This is a genomic window from Bacteroides congonensis, assembly GCF_900130125.1.
Classification (GTDB): Bacteria; Bacteroidota; Bacteroidia; order Bacteroidales; family Bacteroidaceae; genus Bacteroides; species Bacteroides congonensis.
Window position 1 is genome coordinate 877,083 of record NZ_FQXY01000011.1, and the last position, 23,483, is coordinate 900,565.

Below are 23,483 nucleotides of genomic sequence, written 5' to 3' on the forward strand. Positions count from 1 at the left end.
GAATGTGGATTCGATATATGATAATATAATAGATAAAATGTTTTGAATATGAAAAGAAGTCTTCTGTGTTTTGCACTTTTTGTGCTCACTTTTTCAGTGAGCGCACAAATATCTTCCACTGTGGAAGGAGTTTGGGAAAAAGGCAAATCTAAAAATATCAAATTATTTGCCATTGAAAACAGTAATTATAAAGAAGTGGCATCCTCTAGGGTGGATGAAAACGGTTGGTTTATTTTAGCCTTTTATCCCGCTAAGGAAGGATTTTATATACTTGATAATTACAACTTTTATTTTAAGCCGGGTGATAAGCTTTCTGTGAAGATAACCGATGGAAGTTATGAATTGACAGGCAAAAATACACCGGAGAATAAGGAACTTTCCAATTGGGAACAACTCACCACCCCTCTGAAAGAGATGCGGAAGCGTTCGCGTGCTACATACCTTGATTTCTTTCCTTTACTCGAAAAAACAGAAAAGGAGATGAATTATAAAATAAGCACTCCGAACAAGGTGTTTAACAATACATTCATCAAGTATAGGGAGTTGAATCTTCTTGATATTGCTATGAACTTTTTATTTGCTCCTCGCACGGCACATCCCCGAAAAGAGGATTTCCCGGATTATTTCAGGAAAATAGACTTAAAGAAGATGTTGGCTGATCCTTTTGTTTTGGATTACCCACATGGCTTGTCACTTGTGGGGCGAAGTAAAATTCTTCCGGTATGGACAGGAGAAAGCAAGAATATAAAAACAGGGAATGACCTTACAGCTTCTCCCGAAGCCGGCATTATTGATAATGAAGAACTGATGAATGCGGCAGACCCGATAGTCAGGGCCGAATTGGTCTTATTGTATGCCAAAAATAAGAAAGTGCTGGTCGTATTTGACCAATATGCCGATTTATATAGCAAATACCTTACGACAGACAAGCAAAGACAGAGACTCAAAGAGCAAAGATTCTCACTCATAAAAAATACCAAAGGAGATCCTGCGATAGATTTCACTTTTGCAGACGCGAACGGAAAACCTCATGCTCTGTCTGATTTCAAAGGGAAAGTAGTTTATGTGGATGTGTGGGCTACGTGGTGCGGTCCATGCCAAAAAGAAATGCCTCACTTAAAGAAGCTGGAAGCTGAATATAACAACAATGCCAATATTGTATTTATCGGTGTCAGTGTAGACAAAGGCAAAGACATGCAAAAATGGAAAGAGTTTCTCGTACGGGAAAAGCTACCGGGGATTCAGATATTTGCAGGCGACGAAGCTTCTGAAAAGTTGATGAAACCTTATAAAATCAGTGGTATTCCGCGCTTCATTTTAGTAGATAAGAATGGAAATCTGATTTCTGCCAATGCTCCCCGCCCATCTTCTCCGGACATTAGGGCAGTACTGAATGATGCACTTAAAAAGTAAGTTATGGCTATGATGAAGAAGTTCGTTTAATAAAAAGATAACTCCGAATGTACTTACATTGTATATTAATTGCTTTCTATTTTCACAGATAAAGCATAACTTTACAGGGTGATTTAATTCTGAAAAACATTCTATTATATGAAGAACAAATTTATATCATTTATTATTTTATTATTTTGTCTGACAGAATCAAAGAGTCAAGAGCTTTTCGTGCATGAACGCTCACATAACTATGAATGGCCTACAGACTCATTAGTATTGAAAAAGTTAGACCAATGGCAAGACCAGAAATTCGGAGTTATCTTCCATTGGGGGCTGTATAGTGTGCCCGGCATCGTTGAATCGTGGGCACTCTGTTCCGAAGATGTAGACTGGATCAGCCGCTATGGACATAACAACTACCAAGAATTCAAGAATTGGTATTGGAACGAACTGAGCCGGCAGTTCAATCCCACCCATTTTGATCCCACACAATGGGCTGATATCATGAAACAGGCGGGAATGAAATATATGGTGTTCACTACCAAACACCATGACGGTTTCTGTATGTTCGACAGCCGATATACAGATTTCTCCATCGCGAAAGGTCCTTTTAAGGAGAATCTCAAAGCCGATGTTGCCCGCCATGTATTTAACGCTTTTCATAAGGCGGGTTTCATGACGGGTGCTTACTTTTCCAAGCCGGATTGGCATAACCAGGATTATTGGTGGGATTATTTCGCAACTCCCAACAGAAACGTAAACTACAAGATTGAACGCCATCCCGAAAAATGGGAAGCTTTCAAAAACTTTACTTATAACCAGATCGAAGAACTTATGAGCGGTTATGGGCCGATAGATATCCTTTGGTTGGACGGCGGTTGGGTGTCCATTCGTAACAAACAGGATATTGATATTCCACGAATAGCCAACATGGCACGAGAAAAGCAGCCCGGGATATTGATAGTGGACCGTACCATAAGCGGTCGATATGAAAACTATCAAACTCCTGAGCGGTCGATACCCGAGACGCAGCTTCCTTTTCCGTGGGAAAGTTGTATTACCTTGACTACAGACTGGGGATGGGTAAAGAACGCCAAATACAAAACTCCCAATCAAGTTATTTCCATGCTGATGGAGGTAGTTGCCAAAGGTGGTAGCCTACTTCTCGGAGTAGGGCCTACCGCAGATGGTATTATCGAACAACCTGCTGTAGAACGTCTTGCCGAGGTGGGGCGCTGGATGCAGAAAAATGGAGAGGCTATATACAATACTCGCATCACTTCCAATTACCATTCCAATAATGTGTGGTTTACTGCAAACAAGAACGGGAAAACACTGTATGCGCTTTATGCTCTGCCGGAAGGTGAAAAAATACCTGCAAGTATAGAATGGGAAGGGAATATCCCTGCAAAAAATAGTCGGATTAAGTTGCTAGCCTCCGGTCAGAAAGTGAAATGGACGACAAAAGATAATGATAAAGTTATCCTTACTGTTCCTGATAAATATGTAGGCAGTACGGAACCACTTGCCTTTCAATTGGAAATTTCCGGTAAATAACGTGAGTTCGTTATGTTGAACTGACGTAATTGTAGAATCCAGTAGTTTTGAAGTTCGGATTGAAGCCTTTTCACAAAATGCTCGGTTCGAAGACAAAAAATGAAATAAAAAAATATTCGTAATTATGATAAAGGCAATACTTCTCTTCTTATGTGCTTCCTGCTTCGCTTTCTCCCTGCAGGCTCAGTGGATATGGGACAGGAATAAACTGGAAGAGATAAAAAGAGAGATTCAATCATTCACTTACGCCAACGCTTACCGTCAACTGAAAGACGATGCAGAGAAAGCAATGGAAGCGCCTGCTTACTCCGTCACTTTCAAGCAAAAACCGGCTCCTGGTAAAGAACCTCACGACTACGTAAGTCTGAGCCGTTACTTCTGGCCTAATCCTGCAAATGAAAATGGACTTCCTTACGTATATCGCGATGGTGAATCCAATCCGGAATTGGAGAACTATGACCGTATCCCCTTGGGGGAGATGGCAAAAAATGTCACAACATTGTCTTTGGCCTGGTATTATAGCGGTGAAGAGCGCTATGCCCGTAGGGCAGTAAAACTACTCCGTATCTGGTTTCTGGACAAAAAGACGCGAATGAATCCTAACCTGAACTATGCGCAGTTTATCCCCGGTACAAAGGGAAATAGCGGAAGACCGTCAGGGCTCATCGACAGCTATTCTTTTGTAACTATGCTGAATGCTGTCAAACAGCTTGAGGGTTCGAAAAGTTACACAGCCAAGGACCGTTCAGGACTGGAAAAATGGTTTTCCGACTTCGCCACATGGTGGCAAAACAGTGACTTGGGTAAGGTGGAACGGGCACAAAACAACAACCATGGCACCACGTATGACATGCAACTCACCGTATTTCTCCTTTTCTGTGGTGATACCATCTCTGCGCGACAAATTATCAATGAATTCCCTGCTCGCCGGCTCTACAAACAAATACAGCCTGACGGAAGCCAACCCCGCGAACTACACCGGACACTGGCCTTCCATTACTCTGTATATAATCTCCAATTCTTCGTGGACATGTGCGCCATAGCCCGTAGTCAGGGAATCGAGCTTTACAAGGCAATATCTCCTGATGGAAGAAATATCTGCAAGGCTGTTGATTTTCTAACTCCTTATTTAGGTAAAGACGTGTCTGTATGGCCTTATAAGCAGATAAACGGCTGGGAAGAAAGTCTACAATTTCTGTGCGAACAGCTTTATCGCATGGCTGACATAGTACCCTCACGGCAAGATTATATGAAACTATACAAGCAATACGGTAAGCAAGGCCTGAACAACCGTAAACGACTGCTTTATGGAGCATCGGATCCAATAAGGGATGCCTTTTCTTATGCTGACAAACAACTTAAATATACATCACTTTGTGCAGACAGCATCCTCTCCACTTCTCTGAAGAAGGAGCTTGTCATTCCTCGTTGTCTTAACAAAGACGGTAGTCTTCGTCTGGTTAATCCGGCAGACTGGTGTTCCGGTTTCTTTCCCGGTTCCTTATGGTTGGTTTATCATTATACGAAAGATGAAGCTCTACGGAAACTTGCTATTCGATATACCGAACCCGTGAAAAAGGCCAAAGATCATGTATTTTCTCATGATATTGGTTTCAAGGTATTCTGCTCTTCAGGTAATGCTTATAAAGAAATCCGAAGTGATGAATACCGTGAGGTAGTATTGAAAGCTGCCCATAGTCTTGCCACCCGTTATAACCCACATTTGAAAGTAATCCGGTCATGGGATTTCAGCCGGCATAAATGGCAGTACCCGGTCATTATAGACAATATGATGAATCTGGAGCTTCTCTTCGAGGCATCTCTGCTGACAGGTGACAATGCATTTTACGATATAGCCAATGCCCATGCCGCAACCACTCTGAAAAATCATTTCCGTGCGGATTATTCTTCTTGGCATGTAGTGGACTATGACACTATTTCAGGAAAGGCACGGCTTAAACAGACACATCAGGGGTATGCCGACTCATCAGCATGGGCTCGCGGACAAAGTTGGGCGCTATATGGCTTTGCTATGACATACCGGTACACAAAAAACAAAAAATATCTTCATCAGGCACAACACATAGCGGATTTTATCTTCACTCATCCTAACATGCCGTCAGACTTCGTCCCCTATTGGGATTTTAATGATCAGAAAATACCTGATACCTTCCGTGACGTATCCGCAGCATGTGTCTGTGCTTCAGCATTGTATGAATTGGCTACATACAATCCAAATCGGAAAGAACAGTATGTGGCATGGGCTGATCGAATTCTAGCAAGTCTCTTGCAAGACTATCTAGTAGAAGAAGGGAAGTGTAAAGGCTTTCTGCTGTTACACTCCGTAGGCAACATGCCGTCGAAAGACGAAATAGATGTACCTATCTCATATGCTGATTATTATTTCCTTGAGGCGTTGTTAAGGAGAGATAGTTTATCAAAGTAATTTAGACTATATGACCTTAAAATGTCTCAGCGCTTTATACAGTCCATCATTTTCTACAGTATCAGTGACAAAGTCTGCTGAAGTTTTAACGGCCTCTGACGCACCGCCCATAGCTACACCGATTCCTGCCGCTTTTAACATGGAAATATCATTGCCGCCATCGCCGCATGCCATGATTTCTGAAACATCAATTCCATAATATTCCGCAAATGCCGAAAGGCCGGAAGCTTTGCTAACCCCTGCTACATTGATGTCTGCAAATGAAGGATACCAACGTGAAGCACAAAGGTTCGGCAGGTGAGGCATCACTTTTTGCTCTGTTTCATAATCAAAATAAAAGCAAAGCTGGCAACATTCTTTCTTATCGAACATTTTCTCAATATCTACAACCGGAGGAATAGGATGTTCGACAATTCTGGCTAATTGCTCTACGGTCGGTGTCATCTGATTAACAAATACCCCCTCGTCCAATTCAAGAGCAATAGCAAAATCAAACTCTTTTGCTATTGCTATCGACTTCCTGAAATCTTCTTTCGGGATTGGAAACCTTTTTATAACGCTGCCATCACGCATGATACAATCCGCTCCATTCAATGCAGCTACTCCGTCATAGGGAACAGCATTGATTTCGTGGAGATCACCGGCAGCTCTGCCCGTAGCAATCACTATCTTTACTCCGTTGTCATGGGCTTTCTTAAGAGCCTCAATAGAAGAATGTGGTACCTTATGGGTTTCAAAACTTATCAAAGTTCCATCCACATCAAGCATTATAACCTTTATCATATTATTATATTCGTGAACCGTTTATTTTTATATCAGTACTGGGTAACAGGGCTTTAATACGCCCTATTTCTTCTTTGGTAACTTTTCCATATAGTACCAGGTTTCCAATCTTTATTTTTGATATTTCATCGGGAATATCTACTTTATCAATGAATCTTATTTCTAATCTTTTTATTTCTTTGAGTTCCAATAGGACAGAAGGAAATTCTTTTACTCTGATAACAATGCCATTGCCCCAACCATCTTTTAGGGAATCAGCACTTAGCTTGTTTTTTAATCTATCATTTCTGACATCTTTCTTTCTGACCATCCAGCCAATCTGTGGCCTAAGGGCAAAATTTTTCTTGTTTTGTTTCAATCCGATAAAACCTGCCCAAAGTTCTAATGGAGTGCTTTTGACGGTATCGCTATATACTTCCTGATACTTTAAATCCACTTTTACTATTTCATCCGGCAGGCAGTTTGTTCTTTCGAGTTGTTTCAGGTTATTTCTTTTTCCTTCTTTGTCATAAGGGAAGAATTTTACGATCCATCCGTCAATGATGTCGGGTGCTCCATATTTTTCTTGTGAATGACATTTGAACATATTACGCCAAAATTCCTTATTTACTTCACCTTTGGATGCTTTTACGAATTCGTTCAAAAGAGGTTCCAGTTCGGAAATCCACCATTCAAGTTCATAGCCTTTTAGTTTTTGGGCTTTATCCAGTACTTTTTCCCAATCTTCAGGAGTCCCTTCAAGGGTTATTTCAGGAATTCCACAAACCACACGCATAATTATAAATTCAAAATAAGGTTTGACGGTTTCCATGATTGTTATTTCAGAAGCAATTTTCTCTACGGGAGTTGTTGTAGAAAAATTGCAGGTAAGCAGTTCGGTCAGGTTATTACCGGCGTATTTTTGTATTTGTCCGGTGAATTTGGAGAAGATTCCTTCCCATGCAAGAGCAGGGTCGTCCGGTTTCTTATCTGCTGAGACGATTAGGGACAGTTTGCCGGAGAAATCAGCAAAATAATGTCTCATAGTTTCCTGATTGGCATTTATATGTTGTGCAAATCCCTGGCTGATAAGCAACCAAATTATATCCGGAGATAAAACAAATGGTCTGTGGTCTGCATAAGCCTGATACATACCGTTGAAAAAAGAATTATAACCGTAAGACACGAGACTGTCGGGAGCTTCACTTTTGGCGAGGATGTTATATGGTATTTTGAGATTATCCTGTTTTACCTTATAAGGCGCCAAGTCCATCTCCGATAAGATTAGCCTTTCGTAAATCTCATTATGGGAATGCAGTTCAAGCAGTTCTTCGGGCTTTGAGAGTTTTTCAATTTTAAAAGTAACTTTTTTCTGTGCAACTGCTGAAATACAGCAAAGCATTAATAAGGAAAATAGCACATTTCTCATGATACTAAATTTATAGTGTTGTAATATAATCTCCCAAATATAGTAGATAATATGCAAAAATAATATTATTACGGGTAGGTTTGACATGAGATTGAATGTTTTTTGACTTATATCTATAAAAATCATAACCATATTATTTCTTGAACCGATAAGCGGGAATTATTCGGGAATTTATAGTAAGTTTGCTCTGCTAATTCCCTAAAATGAGTCAGAGAAAAATTATACATATTGACATGGACGCCTTCTATGCCTCTGTAGAACAGCGTGATAACCCGGAACTTCGTGGTAAGCCTTTGGCGGTAGGTCATGCTGAAGAGAGGGGAGTCGTGGCTGCTGCCAGCTACGAGGCCCGGCGTTACGGAGTCCGTTCCGCTATGTCTTCACTAAAAGCGAAGCATCTTTGTCCCCAACTTATTTTTGTATCCGGCAGGATGGATGTCTATAAGTCTGTTTCCCGGCAGATACATGAGATTTTTCATGAATATACCGATATTATTGAACCTCTTTCTTTGGATGAGGCTTTTCTGGATGTAACGGAAAATAAAAAAGGTATCTCTTTGGCTGTGGATATAGCGAAAGAGATTAAACAGAAGATTCGCGAACAACTGAATCTGGTAGCGTCTGCCGGAATATCTTATAATAAATTCCTGGCTAAAATAGCTTCCGATTATCGCAAACCGGATGGATTATGCACCATCCATCCGGAACAGGCACTTGATTTTATAGCCCGTCTTCCCATCGAATCTTTTTGGGGAGTAGGTCCTGTAACTGCCAAAAAGATGCATTTGCTTGGTATCAGTAATGGATTCCAATTACGGAAATGTTCCCTTGAGATGTTGACAGCGCACTTTGGTAAAGTGGGAGCTCTTTACTATGAATGTGCACGCGGTATTGACGAACGTCCGGTGGAAGCAGTCCGTATCCGTAAATCCATCGGGTGTGAACGTACGTTGGAACGGGATATTTCGGCTCATTCTTCTGTTATTATCGAACTGTATCACGTGGCGGTAGAATTGATTGAACGCCTGAACCGTAAAGATTTTAAAGGGAATACACTGACACTGAAAATCAAGTTTCATGATTTTAGTCAGATAACCCGAAGCGTCACCCAGTCACAGGAACTGACAACTTTGGACAGGGTGCTTCCACTAGCCAAGGAATTACTTAAAAGCGTAGAATATGAACAGCACCCGATCCGGCTTATCGGACTTTCCGTATCCAATCCGAAAGAAGAAGCGGATGAGCAACATGGTGTCTGGGAGCAGTTGAGTTTTGAATTTAGTGACTGGGAATAGTACGATTTTTGAAGTATGTACTTTTTTGTCATCAGGTTCGTATGATTTGCTCACCTTACTTTTATAGAGATACGCTATCTTTGTCCTGCTTAAATGAACAAAATACCATGAATCGAATGAAACATTTGCTTTGTGTTCTCCTGGTAGCAGCTTTGGGAAGCTTCTCTTTCAAAGCTGACGCTTACACTGAACGCAACATGCTGCAAAAAGCGGCAGACGAAGCTACGTTGAAAAACGCGTTAGTAATGAAACAAGCCTGGGTACCATATCCTGCTTATACAGACCGCGCCGCCTGGGACTCACTGATGGGCCCCAACAAACAACGTCTCATCGAAGCCGGTGAGAAACTCCTCAACTACAAATGGCAATTGATTCCTGCCACCGCTTATTTGGAATACGAACGCAGTGGTAACCGGAAAGTGATGGAAGTTCCTTATGACGCCAACCGCCAGGCACTCAATGCGCTGATGCTTGCCGAATTGGCCGAAGGCAAAGGACGCTTTATCGACCAGTTGATGAATGGAGCCTATATGAGCTGCGAAATGAATTCATGGGTTTTATCCGCACACTTGCCCCGTCAGAGCAGTAAACGTTCACTTCCCGATTTCCGTGAACAGATTATCGACCTTGGTTCAGGCGGCTACGGAGCTTTGATGGCTTGGGTACACTATTTCTTCCGCAAGCCATTCGATAAAATCAATCCTGTCGTATCTTTGCAAATGCGCAAGGCAATCAAAGAACGCATCCTCGACCCGTATATGAATGATGATGATATGTGGTGGATGGCTTTCAACTGGCAGCCGGGGGAGATTATCAACAACTGGAATCCCTGGTGTAACTCCAACGCGCTGCAATGTTTCTTCCTGATGGAAAACAACAAGGAAAAGTTGGCTAAAGCCGTCTATCGCTCTATGAAATCCGTAGATAAGTTCATCAATTTCGTGAAATCCGATGGCGCTTGCGAAGAAGGAACATCCTATTGGGGACATGCTGCCGGAAAACTCTATGACTATCTTCAGATTCTCTCCGATGGTACAGACGGTAAAATTTCTCTTTTTAACGAACCGATGATTCGCCGGATGGGAGAATATATGTCCCGTTCTTATGTTGGCAATGGCTGGGTAGTGAACTTTGCCGATGCTTCAGCACAGGGTGGAGGTGATCCTCTGTTGATTTACCGTTTCGGAAAAGCTGTAAACAGCGATGAAATGATGCATTTTGCCGCTTACTTGCTGAATGGTAGAAAACCATATGCTTCTATGGGCAATGATGCTTTCCGCTCACTCCAATCCCTGCTTTACTGCAATGACCTGGCGAAAGCAACCCCGAAACATGATATGCCGGACGTGACTTGGTATCCTGAAACGGAATTTTGTTATATGAAGAATAAAAATGGATTGTTCGTTGCCGCCAAAGGCGGATTCAATAACGAAAGCCATAATCACAACGATGTAGGAACTTTCTCTTTATATGTGAATACCATTCCTGTATTTATCGACGCAGGGGTAGGAACTTATACCAAACAGACTTTTGGTAAAGACCGCTATACGATATGGACGATGCAGAGCAATTATCATAACCTGCCGATGATAAATGGTGTAGCACAGAGATACGGTCAGCAATACAAAGCTACGAATACTGTTTGCAATGAGAAGAAACGCACTTTCTCTACGGATATTGCTACTGCTTACCCTGCGGAAGCCAAAGTGAAAAACTGGAATCGCTCTTACACACTGGATGACCGCAAACTGACTATTGCGGACAACTATACATTGGACGAAGCAGTAGCCCCCAACCAACTGAATTTCCTGACTTGGGGAAATGTAACTTTCCCGTCACCGGGCAAAGTACGTGTCGAAGTGAAAGGACAGAAAGTCGAATTGGATTATCCCTCTCAATTCAAAGCCGAACTGGAAACCATCAAATTGGATGATCCGCGCCTTTCTAATGTGTGGGGTAAGGAGATTTATCGAATCACACTGAAGACAGAAGAAAAGAAAGTGTCCGGAAATTATAAATTTGTCATCCAACAAGTAAAGTAAAATAAGAAGATAGAAAAAAATAAAGGTATAAACATTTAAATCACAGTAAGATGAAAAAAGTATTATTTGCCGGCCTTTTGGCTATTGCAGGAGTCAGCGTAAGCGCTCAGAATCTGATTAAAAACGAGAAATTCGCCACAGAAGTAACGAACAAGGTGACCAATGCCAACAAGGCTACTGCCGGTGAATGGTTTATCATGAATAACGAAGCCGACGGAACAACTGCCATTACCTGGGAGCAAACTGGTGACGCGAAGTATCCTAATGCTATGAAAATAGACAATTCGGGTGCTGCAAAGAATATCTCCTGGTACAAAGCATTCCTGGGACAACGTATTACAGACGGATTGGATAAAGGTATCTACGTCCTTACTTTCTACGTAAAAGCAAAAGAAGCAGGTACTCCGGTAAGTGTGTACATCAAGCAGACTAACGAAGAAAAGAATGATAACGGTAAGTATAACACTACCTTCTTCATGCGTCGGGATTACGATGCCGATGCACAGCCAAACGCATCAGGCGCGCAATACAACTTCAAGATTAAAGATGCTGATAAGTGGACTAAAGTGGTGGTCTACTACGATATGGGACAAGTGGTAAATGCTATCAGCAGCAAGAAAGCAAATGCCAATCTGGAAGTGTCTGATACAGATGATGACGCTGCTATCCTGAAAGATTGCTATATAGCCATCCTTTCACTGAATAAAGGTGGTGTCGTAGAAATCAGCGATGTGACACTGAAAAAGAAATAAAAGAAAAGGGGGTTAAAATAATAAGTTAATAAAAAATATAGGGCGATCAAGTAGTGATACTTTGTCGCCCTATCCCTTTTATATAATGCTTCTTTTTTGTTAAATTCCGAGTTTCTTCTTCAGCTCTTTCGGCAGAGAGTCCTTATGTACCATGACGCTGATTGTTTTGGCACGTACATAGCTTTCAGACATATTCTGATAACCGCCGAATTTATTTCCTTCCGCTCCCCATGAGTTCTTGGTGATATAATATTTAGTACCGTTCTGGTCTTTTGCGATACCGGTGATGTGCATCAGATGGTCGTCGGTTGTCACAAATTTCTCATAACCTTCCTGGCGGATCTCAGGTGTCACTTCGATTTCCGGATAAGGATGTTCAAACTTGAATACTTCTTCCATACGCTGATATTTCGGCATTGCTTCGAAACGGGCACGGTCGGTAGTAGAGTAGTCTTTTACATCTTCCACCTGCGGGTTGATGGCAATTCCGTTCTTATAAGAGAAACCCTGTTCGCTGACATCACCGTCCCAACATACGGTATATCCACTGTTCAGTGCGTGGTCGATAGCACCAATCAACTCGTCCAAAGGGAGATTATACATCGGTTGGTTTTCCCAGTTGTCGGGAACTTCGGGTGAGAAAGTTTCGTAATAAGGCTTATGCGTGAAGCTGGTCAACTCGATGTAGTTATTCATATCCAGTCCCAGGCTTTCTGTGAAAGATTGGGGAGTATATTCCTTTCCTTTATAAGTAAACTTCTCGGGAAGCTTGCCCAAGTATGTATCAAACAGATTATTGATAAGGGCATCATATTCGGGAGTGCGTTTCTTAGAAGCGATATTGGCATCCACCAAAGCTTTGAAATAGCGTGTCAGTGCTCCGTGATTATGGTCTTTGCTGTCATTAAGCAAACCGGAATATGCTTCTTCGGGAACGATACCTACTTGCTTATAGGCATTTGTGAATGTATGCGCCAGGCTGCCTTCTCCGATATTTCCCTTTCCGCGACGGAGATAGTTGTCTTCCATCTGATTCATATACTTCTGACGGACGATGTACATTTCCGAGAGATTGTATTCTCCTTTGCCCATACGGAGCAGTTCGGACTCCATGAAAGAAGCGGTGGCAAAGCACCAGCAAGTACCTGTGGAACCTTGATCCTTGACGGGAGTCGCTTTGTGGGACACAACGGTTGTGAATTCATAACCGGGTGTTTGTGCAAAAGAAGTTGCAGCTAAAAGAAGCAACGCAACCGACATTAATAATTTCTTCATGATATATGTGTTTTATTATCTTTTGAGTACAAAAGTATAAAAAAAGCGAGGATACTCGAAAGTTCCTCGCCCAAATTCATATAATTAGTGTGTTTATTTACATGGCAACCTGCTGTGACAGCAGTTTTTGAAGTTTACCGTTCAAGGTTTGGCACATTGCACCATTTCCCATTGCTTGATAGCGTTTAATACGGTACTGTAACATCATAATTTTTTCATTTGCATTCTTTTTCATAATTTGTTTCCTCTTTTTTTGCCCCCCACGTTTTGAAGAGCGGTTTTACATCTTGTTTTCTTTATTAACACTGCAAAGGTACAAAATGTTTTTGAAATATATGCTGTAAAACATAGAAATCTTCTTTTTATTTTGATTTTTCTTTTTAAGGGAGGTTCGAACACGGTAGATGTTACAAACCTATTACATACATTTACAGCTACTTGTGCTGTCTTTCAGAAAAAAACTTGTAATTTTGTGGATGTGTACTTTGGTATGCATATTTATTTGACTATCGTTTATTTAATTAACACATAAATATGAAAACACTCGTCCGTCTTTTGCTTGTCCCGTATTTCTCTGTATTATTATTTTCATGCAGTGAATCCCATTTTTTGAAAGAAGAAGCTTATCGTAATCAGGTACTTCAGGATTTTGAGCAAAAACAACAGGCTCTTCCCGATGGGAATCTGTTTACCATCCTTTCGGATAGTACTTTGACTCTCTCCGAGCGTGAAGCGCTGATGTTTCTTTATGCCTATATGCCGATAGGGGATATAACAGACTATCCCGGGGTATATTATCTGAAAAATATTCGTCTTTCCAAACAGGCTCGCAGTGAAATGCCTTGGGGAAAGAGTGTAACCGATGAGTTATTCCGGCACTTTGTACTGCCTGTCCGTGTGAATAATGAGAATTTGGATGAATCCCGGGAAGTATTTTATGAAGAACTGAAGGAACGGGTGAAAGGTCTTTCGATGAAGGATGCGATTTTAGAGGTCAATCACTGGTGTCATGAGAAAGTGGTATATCGTCCGAGTGATGCCCGTACCAGTTCGCCGCTGGCTTCGGTGCAAACGGCCTATGGACGTTGCGGGGAAGAGTCTACTTTTACTGTTGCCGCATTGCGCTCGGTCGGAATTCCTGCCCGTCAGGTATATACTCCCCGTTGGGCGCATACGGATGATAATCATGCCTGGGTAGAAGCCTGGGCGGATGGCAAGTGGTATTTCTTTGGTGCTTGCGAGCCCGAACCGGTGCTGAACCTCGGTTGGTTCAATGCGCCCGCAAGTCGTGGAATGTTGATGCATACAAAGGTTTTCGGTCGTTATAACGGGCCGGAGGAGATTATGCTTGAGACTCCGAATTATACCGAGATTAATGTGATAGATAATTATGCTCCTACGGGAAAGGCAGTGGTCATGGTGACTGATGCTGACGGTCAGCCTGTCATTGGTGCGAAGGTGGATTTCAAAGTTTATAATTACGCCGAGTTTTATACGGTTGCCACTAAATATACCGGTGCGGACGGTCAGGCTTCGTTGACAGCCGGACAGGGAGATATGTTGGTATGGGTTTCCAAAGGCGGTAAATTCGGTTATGGTAAACTGTCTTTTGGCAAAGATGATAAGCTGGTTCTTGCTTTGGATAAGAAAGAGGGAGAAGCATATGCATTCGATTTGGACATTGTTCCACCCGCGGAAGGAGCGAATCTGCCGGAAGTAACTCCGGAACAACGTAAGGAAAATGATTTCCGGCTGGCTAAGGAAGATTCTATTCGCAATGCTTATGTAGCAACGATGATGACTGAAGAACGTGCTAGAGAAGCACTTGACCAGGAAGCTCTTGCCAGATTCAATATAAGCGATGAAGATAAAGAGAAAATGGTAAAGATATTGGTTGCTTCCCGGGGAAACTATAAGACGTTGCTTCATTTCATAAAAATAGCTTCAAATCTGACCGAAGAACGTTTTGACTTTGCTTTGGCACTATTGCAGCAACTTTCTGCCAAAGATTGGAGGGATGTATCTATTTATTGCCTGGTTGATTATCTACAGATTACCACTGAGCATGAAAGTGCCGAGATGGTCAACCCGCGTGTGGAAAACGAAATGTTGACGCCTTATTGCTATAATCTCAATGCTGCATTTTCGCGAAAAGAGAAAGACGCCTTTGTGGAAGAACCATCCCGTTTGGTTGAATGGTGTAAGAAAGAGATTAAGATTAACAATGAACTGAATTCCCAGCGTATCCCTATTTCTCCGGTAGGAGTGTGGAGAGCTCGTGTTGCGGATGAAAAGTCACGTGATATTTTCTTTGTGGCAATGGCTCGTGCTTTCGGCATACCTGCCCAAATAGATAAGGTGACGGGAAAAGTGCAGTATGTGAATAAAGAAGGACGTACTATAGATGTGGATTTTGCGGAAAGTACACCGGTGCAGGCTGCTACCGGACTGTTGCGTGCCACATACAAACCAATCCGCTCATTACCCGATCCGAAGTATTATTCCCATTTTACTCTTTCCAAATTCAAGGACGGTGTATTCCAACTGTTGAACTATGACGAAGGGGATGCCGATATGGGTGCAGGTACTACATGGTCAAATCTGTTGAAGAATGGCACTCCACTGGATGCCGGTTATTATATGCTGGTCACCGGAACGCGTATGGCAAGCGGAGCGGTACTTTCCAAAGTTACTTTCTTTACCATAGAACCGGACAAGACGACAACCATTGATTTGATTATGAGAGAAAGTGACGAACAAGTACAGGTAATTGGAAATTTCAACTCGGAATCATTGTATATTCCTGTATCGGGCGGTAACTCATCTGCAACGCAGAGCCTTCTTCAAACTTGTGGAAGAGGTTATTTTGTGGTTGGTGTGTTGGGAGTAGGGCAGGAGCCTACTAATCATGCATTGCGGGATATAGCCGCTTTAGGCAGCGAGTTCGAGAAATGGGGTCGGAAAATAGTCCTCCTTTTCCCGTCCGAAGAACAATATAAGAAGTTCCATCCTGTAGAGTTTCAGGGGTTGCCGTCTACCATTACTTATGGCGTAGATATGGATAATAGCATTCAGCAGCAAATTGCTAAATCCATGAATCTCTCCAATCAGAATGTTCTGCCCATGTTTGTCATTGCCGATACATTCAACCGTGTTGTCTTTGTTTCTCAAGGATATACCATCGGCCTGGGCGAGCAATTGATGAAAACCATTCACGGATTGTAGAAAGAACAGAGCGAAGAAGGAACAGAAAGTAGTAATGCAGTGTGACAGTATGCAATAATCGTTAATTCTCTATATAGAGCGCACTTTTATGCGAATTAATTGTTACGTTTGTAGAGAGTTATGATAAAGTATCTTTTGTGCATATTGTCACTTGCATTCTTACTTATTGGAGGTAGTCTGTCTACCCATAAAGAAGATGTCCGGGGATTTCGGGAAACAACCGTAATCTCTTTGGAGAATGACGCAGTCACTGCTACGACATTCACTTCAACTCCGGCAGAGAGCCATTCCTTAGGAATCCTGACTACTTTCTCACTTCCACGAAACATAACTCCCGTCAGGACATTGAAGTTTAATGATATTCCCGTCATTGTCCAGTTATTAAGTTCCCGCTCTTTCCGTTTGCCCGAGGACAAAAGGAAAATTCTTCTTTCCGACACTAATTATCTGAAATATTCTAATAGGTATTACATTTATACCTTGGCACATATCTTGATTTAGCCTTTCTTTTGCCATAACTATTCCTGGGAATTTGTGCAAATATGTTTTATAAGTCCGGATAATATTCATTTCCGGGCATGTCGTGTTTGTACATAAATGATTATACAACCTGTTTTTTTATACTACTATGATTCATTTATTACTATCTACGTTGGCTATGATGGGGTTGACCTTTCTCATAGGCTTTTTCGTTGCGGCAGTGATTAAGTTAATAGCTTATGCTGCCGATTCATTTGACTTTTACAGTTCCCACCGGTTGGAGTTACTTCGTCTGCATCGCTGGCGGCAACATCGTCAGAAAGTGGAAAAGCTCGTCAGGCAGATACCGCTTGAGACGGAAGAATCCATGGGAGATTACCGTGAAGACTTCAGCCGTGGCATCAACCGTAACTTTACCGGTTATACGGGTTATTATCATGGTGTGAGTCCGGGGGCTTCGGACGAAACCCTGATGGATTATTATTATCCACGGGATACCCGCGAATTCTTTCTTAAAGAGGAAGAACGGGCACATATCAACAAGAAAAACTCCAAGAAATCAGCTTCTGACAAACAATAAAAAAGAAATTCATTATGGAAAATATAGATTTTGCGACCTTATTTCAGGGCATTGGTACAATGATGGCAAGCGGTTGGTTCCTCGCTTCTGCCAGAATCTTTTTGGTACTTCTCGGTTTGTTACTTATTTATTTAGGCTGGAAAGGCGTGCTCGAACCTATGGTTATGATTCCAATGGGGCTGGGAATGGTAGCTATCAACTGCGGAACACTGATTATGCCCGATGGTACACTGGGTAACCTTTTTCTCGACCCGATGCTTTCGGATACGGATGCATTGATGAATACGATGCAGATAGACTTCCTGCAACCTGTCTACACGCTTACGTTCAGTAACGGACTGATAGCCTGTTTTGTCTTTATGGGTATTGGAACACTCTTGGATGTTGGTTTCCTGCTTCAGAAACCATTTGCGAGTATCTTCCTTGCATTGTGTGCAGAGCTGGGAACTTTCCTGACAGTGCCTATCGCCGCTGCTCTCGGACTGACTTTGAAAGAAAGTGCCTCTGTAGCTATGGTAGGTGGTGCCGACGGTCCGATGGTGTTGTTTACTTCACTGGCTTTGGCAAAACATCTGTTTGTCCCTATCACGGTAGTTGCCTATCTTTATTTAGGATTAACATACGGTGGCTATCCTTACCTGGTAAAACTCCTGGTTCCCAAACGTCTCCGTGCAATCAAGATGGTAACGAAGAAAGCTCCGAAAAACTATGATGCAAAAGTAAAGCTGGCTTTCTCCGCTATTCTTTGTGCCGTTCTTTGTTTTCTGTTCCCGGTTGCTTCGCCCTTATTCTTCTCCTTGTTCCTCGGAGTTGCCGTCCGTGAGTCCGGTATGAAACATATTTATGATTTTGTAAGCGGCCCATTGCTTTATGGCTCTACCTTTATGTTAGGGGTATTGTTGGGCGTACTCTGCGACGCACACTTATTGCTCGACCCGAAGATTCTTAAATTATTGGTTTTGGGTATCGTAGCTTTGTTACTTTCCGGTATCGGTGGAATCTTGGGCGGTTATATCATGTACTTTATCAAACGGGGAAACTATAATCCGGTGATTGGCATAGCCGCGGTAAGTTGTGTACCTACTACCGCAAAAGTAGCCCAGAAGATTGTCAGCAAGGACAATCCCGACTCATTCGTTTTAGGCGATGCCTTGGGAGCTAATATATCCGGCGTAATCACCTCGGCCATTATCACGGGTATTTATATCACAATCATACCTTATTTATAAGGATATGATCTGAATTATGAAGATATAGCCTGAACCGTATCCATGACTCTCCGGGCGGTCGTTACGTTTCGTTCATATTCGTCGATATGTACAGTACCGCCCATGGATACCGATTTGTTTTTGTACTCCATACCACTTTTTATGCTTTCACGGGCAGAGAAGTGAAACTCCCGTATCCCTGTTTCACAGGAGATTCGGGCAATATTCTTTTCATTCACACCGCATCCGGCAAGTAAGATAATTCTTCCCGCTGCCTGTTTTTGTAGTGCTTTGAGCAGAGGAATACCCTGTTCGGCAGTTGCCTGCTGACCGGAAGTAAGAATCCGGTTACAACCGAGTTCTATAATTTGTTCGAGTGCCTCTTCAGGTTTGCGACAAACGTCGAAAGCCCGGTGGAAAGTGACGGATAACCCTTGTGAGGCTTTCATCAACTCCTGCATGACGACGGAGTCAATCTCCCCATTAGCAGTCAGGCATCCGAAAACCACCCCGTTAACTCCGAGTTGCTTAGCCATCTCTATATCTTTCAGCATTGTCTTGACTTCTATAGGTGAGTAGAGAAAGTCTCCACCCCGGGGACGGATAATAACGTGCAGCCGGGTAGTGTCCAGCACTTCACGCGCCATGGATATTTCTCCGTAAGACGGTGTCGTTCCGCCTTCCGGTATACCGGCACATAATTCTACCCGATTGGCTCCGCCTGTCTGGGCGGCGAGACAACTCTCTACTGAGTTGGCACAAACTTCGAATTGAAACTTTTTCATAGGTTGATGAATAAGGGATAAAAAGTGATTTATGTATTTAAAAAGCAATGAGTATCTTTAAAAAGGAAACGGGCATTTATTAAAAAAGGGCGAATTGCTTCGCCCTTTTATCTTTGTTTTCTTTTTTGATTTGGTCTTATTTAGCGAAGCTAACCGCACGTGTCTCACGGATTACGGTAATCTTCACTTGTCCCGGATAAGTCATTTCATCCTGAATCTTCTTGGCGATTTCGCCCGACAGGTTTTCAGTCTGCTTATCATCAATCTTATCCGCACCAACGATAACGCGGAGTTCGCGTCCTGCCTGGATTGCATAAGTCTTTGTTACACCTGGATAAGCCATCGCCAATTGTTCGAGGTCATTCAAGCGCTTGATATAAGCCTCAACGATTTCGCGGCGTGCGCCCGGACGTGCACCTGAAATAGCGTCACATACCTGTACGATAGGAGCGAGCAAACTGGTCATTTCCGTTTCGTCATGGTGAGCACCGATAGCGTTGCAGATATCCGGTTTTTCCTTATATTTCTCTGCGAGCTTCATACCCAGCAATGCGTGTGGCAATTCCGGTTCTTCATCAGGCACTTTACCTATATCATGCAGCAAACCTGCGCGTTTTGCTTTCTTCGGATTCAGTCCCAGTTCCGATGCCATTACAGCACAAAGATTGGCTGTTTCACGAGCGTGTTGCAACAAGTTCTGACCGTAAGAAGAGCGATATTTCATCTTACCGATAATACGGATCAATTCAGGATGCAAACCGTGGATACCAAGGTCAATCGTAGTACGTTTACCAGTTTCGATGATTTCTTCCTCTACCTGTTTGCGTACCTTAGCTACCACTTCCTCAATACGTGCCGGATGAATACGTCCGTCAGTAACAAGCTGATGCAGTGCCAAACGTGCGATTTCACGGCGAACCGGGTCGAAAGCTGAAAGCACGATAGCTTCAGGAGTATCGTCTACAACGATTTCAACACCTGTGGCTGCTTCCAGTGCACGGATATTACGTCCTTCGCGTCCGATAATACGTCCTTTGATTTCGTCAGATTCGATATGGAATACCGTAACAGAGTTTTCAATGGCAGTTTCCGTAGCTACCCGTTGGATAGACTGAACGACAATACGTTTCGCTTCCTTGTTGGCAGTCAGCTTGGCATCATCCATGATGTCGTTGATGAATGACTGAGCCTGCGTTTTAGCTTCCTCTTTCAAGGATTCCACCAAACGTTCTTTTGCTTCATCGGCAGACAGTCCGGAGATTGCTTCCAACTTGTCAATTTCCTGCTGTTGCAGTCTGTCCAGTTCCTCTTTCTTCTTGTCGACAATCACCAGTTGCGCTTCCAGGTTCTCTTTGACAGCTTCGGCTTCCATCTTTTTGCGCTGGATTTCTTCCTGGCGCTGTCCGAGCACCATTTCACGTTGTTTCAGTTTGTTTTCCGCCTGTTGAATCTTCTGATTCCGCAGTGCTACTTCCTTTTCAAGGTCTGCTTTCTTATTCAGGAACTTCTCCTTCACTTCCAGCAGCTTGTTTTTCTTAATTACTTCCGCTTCTGTCTCTGCTTCTTTCAGGATATTCTCGTATCTGGACTTCAGTGCATACCGGAATAGTATGTATGAAAAGACTCCACCTACGATGAAGCAAGCAATTGCTGTTGCTATTATTGCTATCATTCTACATTTAATTTAATATATAAATAAAAACGCACCACCAAATATCTGGGCAGGTTCTTGCCCGGATATTGTGCAGTGCGTGGTTGTTTTTCTCTTATCAGCGAATAGCCGGTCAGGTTTATTCCTCTTTGAAATAATCTTCCAACAATTCATTTAGTTCTTTTACCTTCTCCGTATAGGGGCTGGTATCATTACGTTGCAATAATTGCAGTCTCTCTAACGAGAACTGATAGGCTACCATGGCAATAATCTTTTCCGGTTCGAGGTTTTTGTAAACTTCCCGGTACTTATTAAGCCTGATATTTACCTGCTTGGCGGCTTCCCGTACCATTTCTTCTTCCTCACGGTTGATGGTTAACGGGTAGTTTGAGTCTGCTATTTGCAGGTTTATCTTTATTTTATCGTTCATACATCTTCTTCTTATTCATTCAACAAAGCGATGCATTTATCGACTTCACGCACTAATTTGGACAATCGCAGCTTCGTCTCTTTTACGTCGCTGCCGTTAAGGCTGATTGCCGTAGCTGTTTTTAGGTTTGTGTAGTTGACTTCCAATTCGTCGTATTGCGCCTGTACCTTCTCATTTTTTAATTTTTCAATATCGAGAAGTTTCTTCAGCTCCGCATTTTCACGCTTTAACTCATCGTGCAAATAGATCAAATGCCGTAGCTGCGTCTCAAAGGTATTCAATAACTTTTTTTCTTCTTCTGTCATTACTACACCAAAATTGTACACAAAAATACGATTAACTCTGATATTACAAAAACTTTTCGGAAGAAAATGTGCATTTTAGCCCAAATTAGCGGGTTGACGGGGGAAAGAGATAGGTTTCGGGGGATAATAACCTTATTAAACTGCTAACATTTTGTAGAGAAGAAATTGGTTCTTTCCTCTTCATAGAATAACTTCTGCAAGTGCATGGATTAGTTCGTCTGCCTATAGCTTACTTTTCGTTTGCCTATAGACGAACGAAAGGTTGGCTATAGGCAATGTTTCGTCCGCCTATAGGCAGACAAATTAATTTATGTATCTGAAGTTATTATTTGTAGTATAGGTGCGGATTACTTTCTGCACATTTCATCTGGAATTTGTCTGCAGACGGGAGATGTTGGTGTCTGATTGTTTGAGAGAATGTTAGCTGTGAGATTCAGGAATATTAAGTGTTGCGGTTAAAATCGGCCAATAAGCCGCAAATTCTGCGGCTTATTGGCCGATTTTAACCGCAACTTTGTTGATAACTTCATTTAAATCCCTATATTTGTAGAAATAACCTATGATATGTTTATTCATGAAATAGAAAATTGGACTTCGTTCAGATGGAATGCTGATAGTTTATCGGATGCAATAGCTCGTACAAACAGGGCTATCGGATATCTCACGGGACGCTTAAGTACTATCGGATTTGATAGTCAAATGGTTGCTACCGTAGAGGCTGTGACACATGATGTTGTTTCATCTTCCGAAATCGAAGGGATAACTTTGAATACGGAAGAAGTGCGTTCTTCTGTCGCCCGAAAATTAGGTGTGACCGTGCCGGATACCAAAGAACCGACGCATTATGTTGACGGAGTTGTTGAGATGATGCTTGATGCTGTGATGAACTATGACACTCCATTGAATCATGATAGATTATTTGGATGGCATGCAGCGCTTTTTCCAACAGGTAAAAGTGGATTTTCGGATATTGTAGTGGGGAGATACCGGGATGAATCTATGGAAGTTGTATCTGGAACATTCGGGCGAGAAAGGGTACACTATCGCGCACCAGAACCGGAACGGGTACTAGATGAAATGAATAAATTCTTTTTATGGTTTAATGATAAAAAGATTGTTCCATCATTAGTGAAGTCTGCAATAGCTCATCTGTGGTTTGTATGCATTCATCCGTTTGATGATGGAAACGGACGAATAGCAAGAGCTATATCAGATATGGTATTATCGCAAATAGACCGTAGCAAATTACGTTTTTTCAGTATGTCTCTGCAAATTAGTAAGGAAAAAAAAGAATATTATCGTATGCTGGAGCGTACACAACGCGGAAATGGTGATATTACAGAATGGTTGGAATGGTATTTTACTTGTATTGAACGGGCTGTTAGTGAATCTAATATAATGTTGAGTGAAATACTTAATAAAGCTACCTTTTGGAAGAATCATTCAGAAGTGGTTATCACAGAAAGGCAACGGAGTATTCTCAATATATATTTGAATGGTTATGAAGGAAAGCTGACTGCAAAAAACTGGAGTAAACTAGCAGACATTTCTTTAGATACTGCGACTCGAGATGTGAAAGATTTAGTTTCAAAAGGTATTCTTTTTCCTGTACAAGGGCGTGTTAGAGATGTGTCATATACATTGAATTACGTAGTCCCTGATTTCAGGGTGTCTGATTTTACGGATTCTGCTGTTGTCAGTCGTGATGGAAGGGATTATATATCGACCGTGTACAAGGGACAAAAAACAATGGAAGAGAGAATTACATCATTGGATAAAATGCGTTTTGAACAAAATGAAATGTCAATTGATGACTTGGTGTATAAGTATTTTGCTTATCTTTCAGAATGAATTAGAGTGAATTAA

General features: G+C 42.1%; 19 protein-coding genes. 11 read left to right on the forward strand and 8 right to left on the reverse strand.

Annotated elements, in window-relative coordinates:
• The first annotated feature begins 48 nt into the window (after positions 1 to 48).
• The 3 genes from BQ7997_RS20765 to BQ7997_RS20775 all read left to right on the forward strand — a co-directional run bounded on the left by BQ7997_RS20765 (position 49) and on the right by BQ7997_RS20775 (position 5,398).
• Positions 49 to 1,413 (forward strand): TlpA family protein disulfide reductase, encoded by a 1,365-nt coding sequence (locus BQ7997_RS20765; RefSeq protein WP_073347881.1) that lies wholly within the window; start codon positions 49 to 51, stop codon positions 1,411 to 1,413.
• A gap of 138 nt (positions 1,414 to 1,551) precedes the next feature.
• Positions 1,552 to 2,952, forward strand: a complete 1,401-nt coding sequence (locus tag BQ7997_RS20770) for an alpha-L-fucosidase (protein ID WP_073347882.1) — start codon at positions 1,552 to 1,554, stop codon at positions 2,950 to 2,952.
• A gap of 124 nt (positions 2,953 to 3,076) precedes the next feature.
• Positions 3,077 to 5,398 (forward strand): alginate lyase family protein, encoded by a 2,322-nt coding sequence (locus BQ7997_RS20775; RefSeq protein ID WP_073347883.1) that lies wholly within the window; start codon positions 3,077 to 3,079, stop codon positions 5,396 to 5,398.
• A 6-nt stretch (positions 5,399 to 5,404) separates the two neighbouring features.
• Here the strand turns inward: BQ7997_RS20775 and BQ7997_RS20780 are convergent, their stop codons facing one another.
• On the reverse strand, positions 5,405 to 6,181 hold the full coding sequence (locus BQ7997_RS20780; protein WP_073347884.1) for a Cof-type HAD-IIB family hydrolase: 777 nt from the start codon (positions 6,179 to 6,181) through the stop codon (positions 5,405 to 5,407).
• A gap of 4 nt (positions 6,182 to 6,185) precedes the next feature.
• Positions 6,186 to 7,589, reverse strand: a complete 1,404-nt coding sequence (locus BQ7997_RS20785) for a DUF4419 domain-containing protein (RefSeq protein WP_073348489.1) — start codon at positions 7,587 to 7,589, stop codon at positions 6,186 to 6,188.
• A gap of 203 nt (positions 7,590 to 7,792) precedes the next feature.
• On the opposite strand from BQ7997_RS20785, the gene dinB reads away from it, so the two are divergent.
• From dinB to BQ7997_RS20800, 3 genes are all read left to right on the forward strand, one after another.
• Positions 7,793 to 8,884: a DNA polymerase IV gene (gene dinB, locus BQ7997_RS20790; RefSeq protein WP_044654921.1), complete on the forward strand. Its 1,092-nt coding sequence runs from the start codon at positions 7,793 to 7,795 to the stop codon at positions 8,882 to 8,884.
• Positions 8,885 to 8,991: 107 nt separating this feature from the next.
• On the forward strand, positions 8,992 to 10,926 hold the full coding sequence (locus tag BQ7997_RS20795; protein WP_073347885.1) for a heparinase II/III domain-containing protein: 1,935 nt from the start codon (positions 8,992 to 8,994) through the stop codon (positions 10,924 to 10,926).
• 50 nt (positions 10,927 to 10,976) lie between these two features.
• On the forward strand, positions 10,977 to 11,678 hold the full coding sequence (locus tag BQ7997_RS20800; protein WP_073347886.1) for a DUF4627 domain-containing protein: 702 nt from the start codon (positions 10,977 to 10,979) through the stop codon (positions 11,676 to 11,678).
• 99 nt (positions 11,679 to 11,777) lie between these two features.
• On the opposite strand, the gene BQ7997_RS20805 is transcribed toward BQ7997_RS20800, so the two are convergent.
• Together BQ7997_RS20805 and BQ7997_RS25750 are read right to left on the reverse strand one after the other, a co-directional pair.
• On the reverse strand, positions 11,778 to 12,953 hold the full coding sequence (locus BQ7997_RS20805; RefSeq protein ID WP_073347887.1) for a C1 family peptidase: 1,176 nt from the start codon (positions 12,951 to 12,953) through the stop codon (positions 11,778 to 11,780).
• A 97-nt stretch (positions 12,954 to 13,050) separates the two neighbouring features.
• Positions 13,051 to 13,188 (reverse strand): hypothetical protein, encoded by a 138-nt coding sequence (locus BQ7997_RS25750; protein ID WP_004301914.1) that lies wholly within the window; start codon positions 13,186 to 13,188, stop codon positions 13,051 to 13,053.
• A gap of 299 nt (positions 13,189 to 13,487) precedes the next feature.
• On the opposite strand from BQ7997_RS25750, the gene BQ7997_RS20810 reads away from it, so the two are divergent.
• The 4 genes from BQ7997_RS20810 (at position 13,488) to BQ7997_RS20825 (ending at position 18,467) form a co-directional block, all read left to right on the forward strand.
• Positions 13,488 to 16,178: a transglutaminase domain-containing protein gene (locus tag BQ7997_RS20810; RefSeq protein ID WP_073347888.1), complete on the forward strand. Its 2,691-nt coding sequence runs from the start codon at positions 13,488 to 13,490 to the stop codon at positions 16,176 to 16,178.
• Between the two features lie 120 nt (positions 16,179 to 16,298).
• Positions 16,299 to 16,679 carry a hypothetical protein gene (locus BQ7997_RS20815; RefSeq protein WP_073347889.1) on the forward strand — a complete coding sequence of 127 codons (381 nt, stop codon included), beginning with the start codon at positions 16,299 to 16,301 and terminating at the stop codon, positions 16,677 to 16,679.
• 127 nt (positions 16,680 to 16,806) lie between these two features.
• Positions 16,807 to 17,238 (forward strand): hypothetical protein, encoded by a 432-nt coding sequence (locus tag BQ7997_RS20820; RefSeq protein ID WP_073347890.1) that lies wholly within the window; start codon positions 16,807 to 16,809, stop codon positions 17,236 to 17,238.
• A gap of 14 nt (positions 17,239 to 17,252) precedes the next feature.
• Positions 17,253 to 18,467: a sodium ion-translocating decarboxylase subunit beta gene (locus BQ7997_RS20825; protein WP_022138750.1), complete on the forward strand. Its 1,215-nt coding sequence runs from the start codon at positions 17,253 to 17,255 to the stop codon at positions 18,465 to 18,467.
• A gap of 14 nt (positions 18,468 to 18,481) precedes the next feature.
• Here the strand turns inward: BQ7997_RS20825 and BQ7997_RS20830 are convergent, their stop codons facing one another.
• The 4 genes from BQ7997_RS20830 to BQ7997_RS20845 all read right to left on the reverse strand — a co-directional run bounded on the left by BQ7997_RS20830 (position 18,482) and on the right by BQ7997_RS20845 (position 21,617).
• Positions 18,482 to 19,231 (reverse strand): copper homeostasis protein CutC, encoded by a 750-nt coding sequence (locus BQ7997_RS20830; RefSeq protein ID WP_073347891.1) that lies wholly within the window; start codon positions 19,229 to 19,231, stop codon positions 18,482 to 18,484.
• 136 nt (positions 19,232 to 19,367) lie between these two features.
• Positions 19,368 to 20,903: a ribonuclease Y gene (rny, locus tag BQ7997_RS20835; protein ID WP_022138752.1), complete on the reverse strand. Its 1,536-nt coding sequence runs from the start codon at positions 20,901 to 20,903 to the stop codon at positions 19,368 to 19,370.
• Between the two features lie 118 nt (positions 20,904 to 21,021).
• Positions 21,022 to 21,312 (reverse strand): cell division protein ZapA, encoded by a 291-nt coding sequence (locus BQ7997_RS20840; protein WP_022138753.1) that lies wholly within the window; start codon positions 21,310 to 21,312, stop codon positions 21,022 to 21,024.
• Between the two features lie 11 nt (positions 21,313 to 21,323).
• On the reverse strand, positions 21,324 to 21,617 hold the full coding sequence (locus BQ7997_RS20845) for a hypothetical protein (RefSeq protein WP_044655118.1): 294 nt from the start codon (positions 21,615 to 21,617) through the stop codon (positions 21,324 to 21,326).
• Between the two features lie 564 nt (positions 21,618 to 22,181).
• Here BQ7997_RS20845 and BQ7997_RS20850 point away from each other — a divergent pair.
• Positions 22,182 to 23,468, forward strand: coding sequence for a Fic family protein (locus BQ7997_RS20850; RefSeq protein WP_073347892.1), 1,287 nt, complete (start codon positions 22,182 to 22,184; stop codon positions 23,466 to 23,468).
• The last annotated feature ends 15 nt before the right edge of the window (positions 23,469 to 23,483 follow it).

Excerpts from the sequence above, each read along its gene's own strand:
- BQ7997_RS20765 (WP_073347881.1), top strand. The coding sequence starts at position 49 with ATGAAAAGAAGTCTTCTGTGTTTTGCACTTTTTGTGCTCACTTTTTCA.
- BQ7997_RS20770 (WP_073347882.1), top strand. The coding sequence starts at position 1,552 with ATGAAGAACAAATTTATATCATTTATTATTTTATTATTTTGTCTGACA.
- BQ7997_RS20775 (WP_073347883.1), top strand. The coding sequence starts at position 3,077 with ATGATAAAGGCAATACTTCTCTTCTTATGTGCTTCCTGCTTCGCTTTC.
- BQ7997_RS20780 (WP_073347884.1), bottom strand. The coding sequence starts at position 6,181 with ATGATAAAGGTTATAATGCTTGATGTGGATGGAACTTTGATAAGTTTT.
- BQ7997_RS20785 (WP_073348489.1), bottom strand. The coding sequence starts at position 7,589 with ATGAGAAATGTGCTATTTTCCTTATTAATGCTTTGCTGTATTTCAGCA.
- dinB (WP_044654921.1), top strand. The coding sequence starts at position 7,793 with ATGAGTCAGAGAAAAATTATACATATTGACATGGACGCCTTCTATGCC.
- BQ7997_RS20795 (WP_073347885.1), top strand. The coding sequence starts at position 8,992 with ATGAATCGAATGAAACATTTGCTTTGTGTTCTCCTGGTAGCAGCTTTG.
- BQ7997_RS20800 (WP_073347886.1), top strand. The coding sequence starts at position 10,977 with ATGAAAAAAGTATTATTTGCCGGCCTTTTGGCTATTGCAGGAGTCAGC.
- BQ7997_RS20805 (WP_073347887.1), bottom strand. The coding sequence starts at position 12,953 with ATGAAGAAATTATTAATGTCGGTTGCGTTGCTTCTTTTAGCTGCAACT.
- BQ7997_RS25750 (WP_004301914.1), bottom strand. The coding sequence starts at position 13,188 with ATGAAAAAGAATGCAAATGAAAAAATTATGATGTTACAGTACCGTATT.
- BQ7997_RS20810 (WP_073347888.1), top strand. The coding sequence starts at position 13,488 with ATGAAAACACTCGTCCGTCTTTTGCTTGTCCCGTATTTCTCTGTATTA.
- BQ7997_RS20815 (WP_073347889.1), top strand. The coding sequence starts at position 16,299 with ATGATAAAGTATCTTTTGTGCATATTGTCACTTGCATTCTTACTTATT.
- BQ7997_RS20820 (WP_073347890.1), top strand. The coding sequence starts at position 16,807 with ATGATTCATTTATTACTATCTACGTTGGCTATGATGGGGTTGACCTTT.
- BQ7997_RS20825 (WP_022138750.1), top strand. The coding sequence starts at position 17,253 with ATGGAAAATATAGATTTTGCGACCTTATTTCAGGGCATTGGTACAATG.
- BQ7997_RS20830 (WP_073347891.1), bottom strand. The coding sequence starts at position 19,231 with ATGAAAAAGTTTCAATTCGAAGTTTGTGCCAACTCAGTAGAGAGTTGT.
- rny (WP_022138752.1), bottom strand. The coding sequence starts at position 20,903 with ATGATAGCAATAATAGCAACAGCAATTGCTTGCTTCATCGTAGGTGGA.
- BQ7997_RS20840 (WP_022138753.1), bottom strand. The coding sequence starts at position 21,312 with ATGAACGATAAAATAAAGATAAACCTGCAAATAGCAGACTCAAACTAC.
- BQ7997_RS20845 (WP_044655118.1), bottom strand. The coding sequence starts at position 21,617 with ATGACAGAAGAAGAAAAAAAGTTATTGAATACCTTTGAGACGCAGCTA.
- BQ7997_RS20850 (WP_073347892.1), top strand. The coding sequence starts at position 22,182 with ATGTTTATTCATGAAATAGAAAATTGGACTTCGTTCAGATGGAATGCT.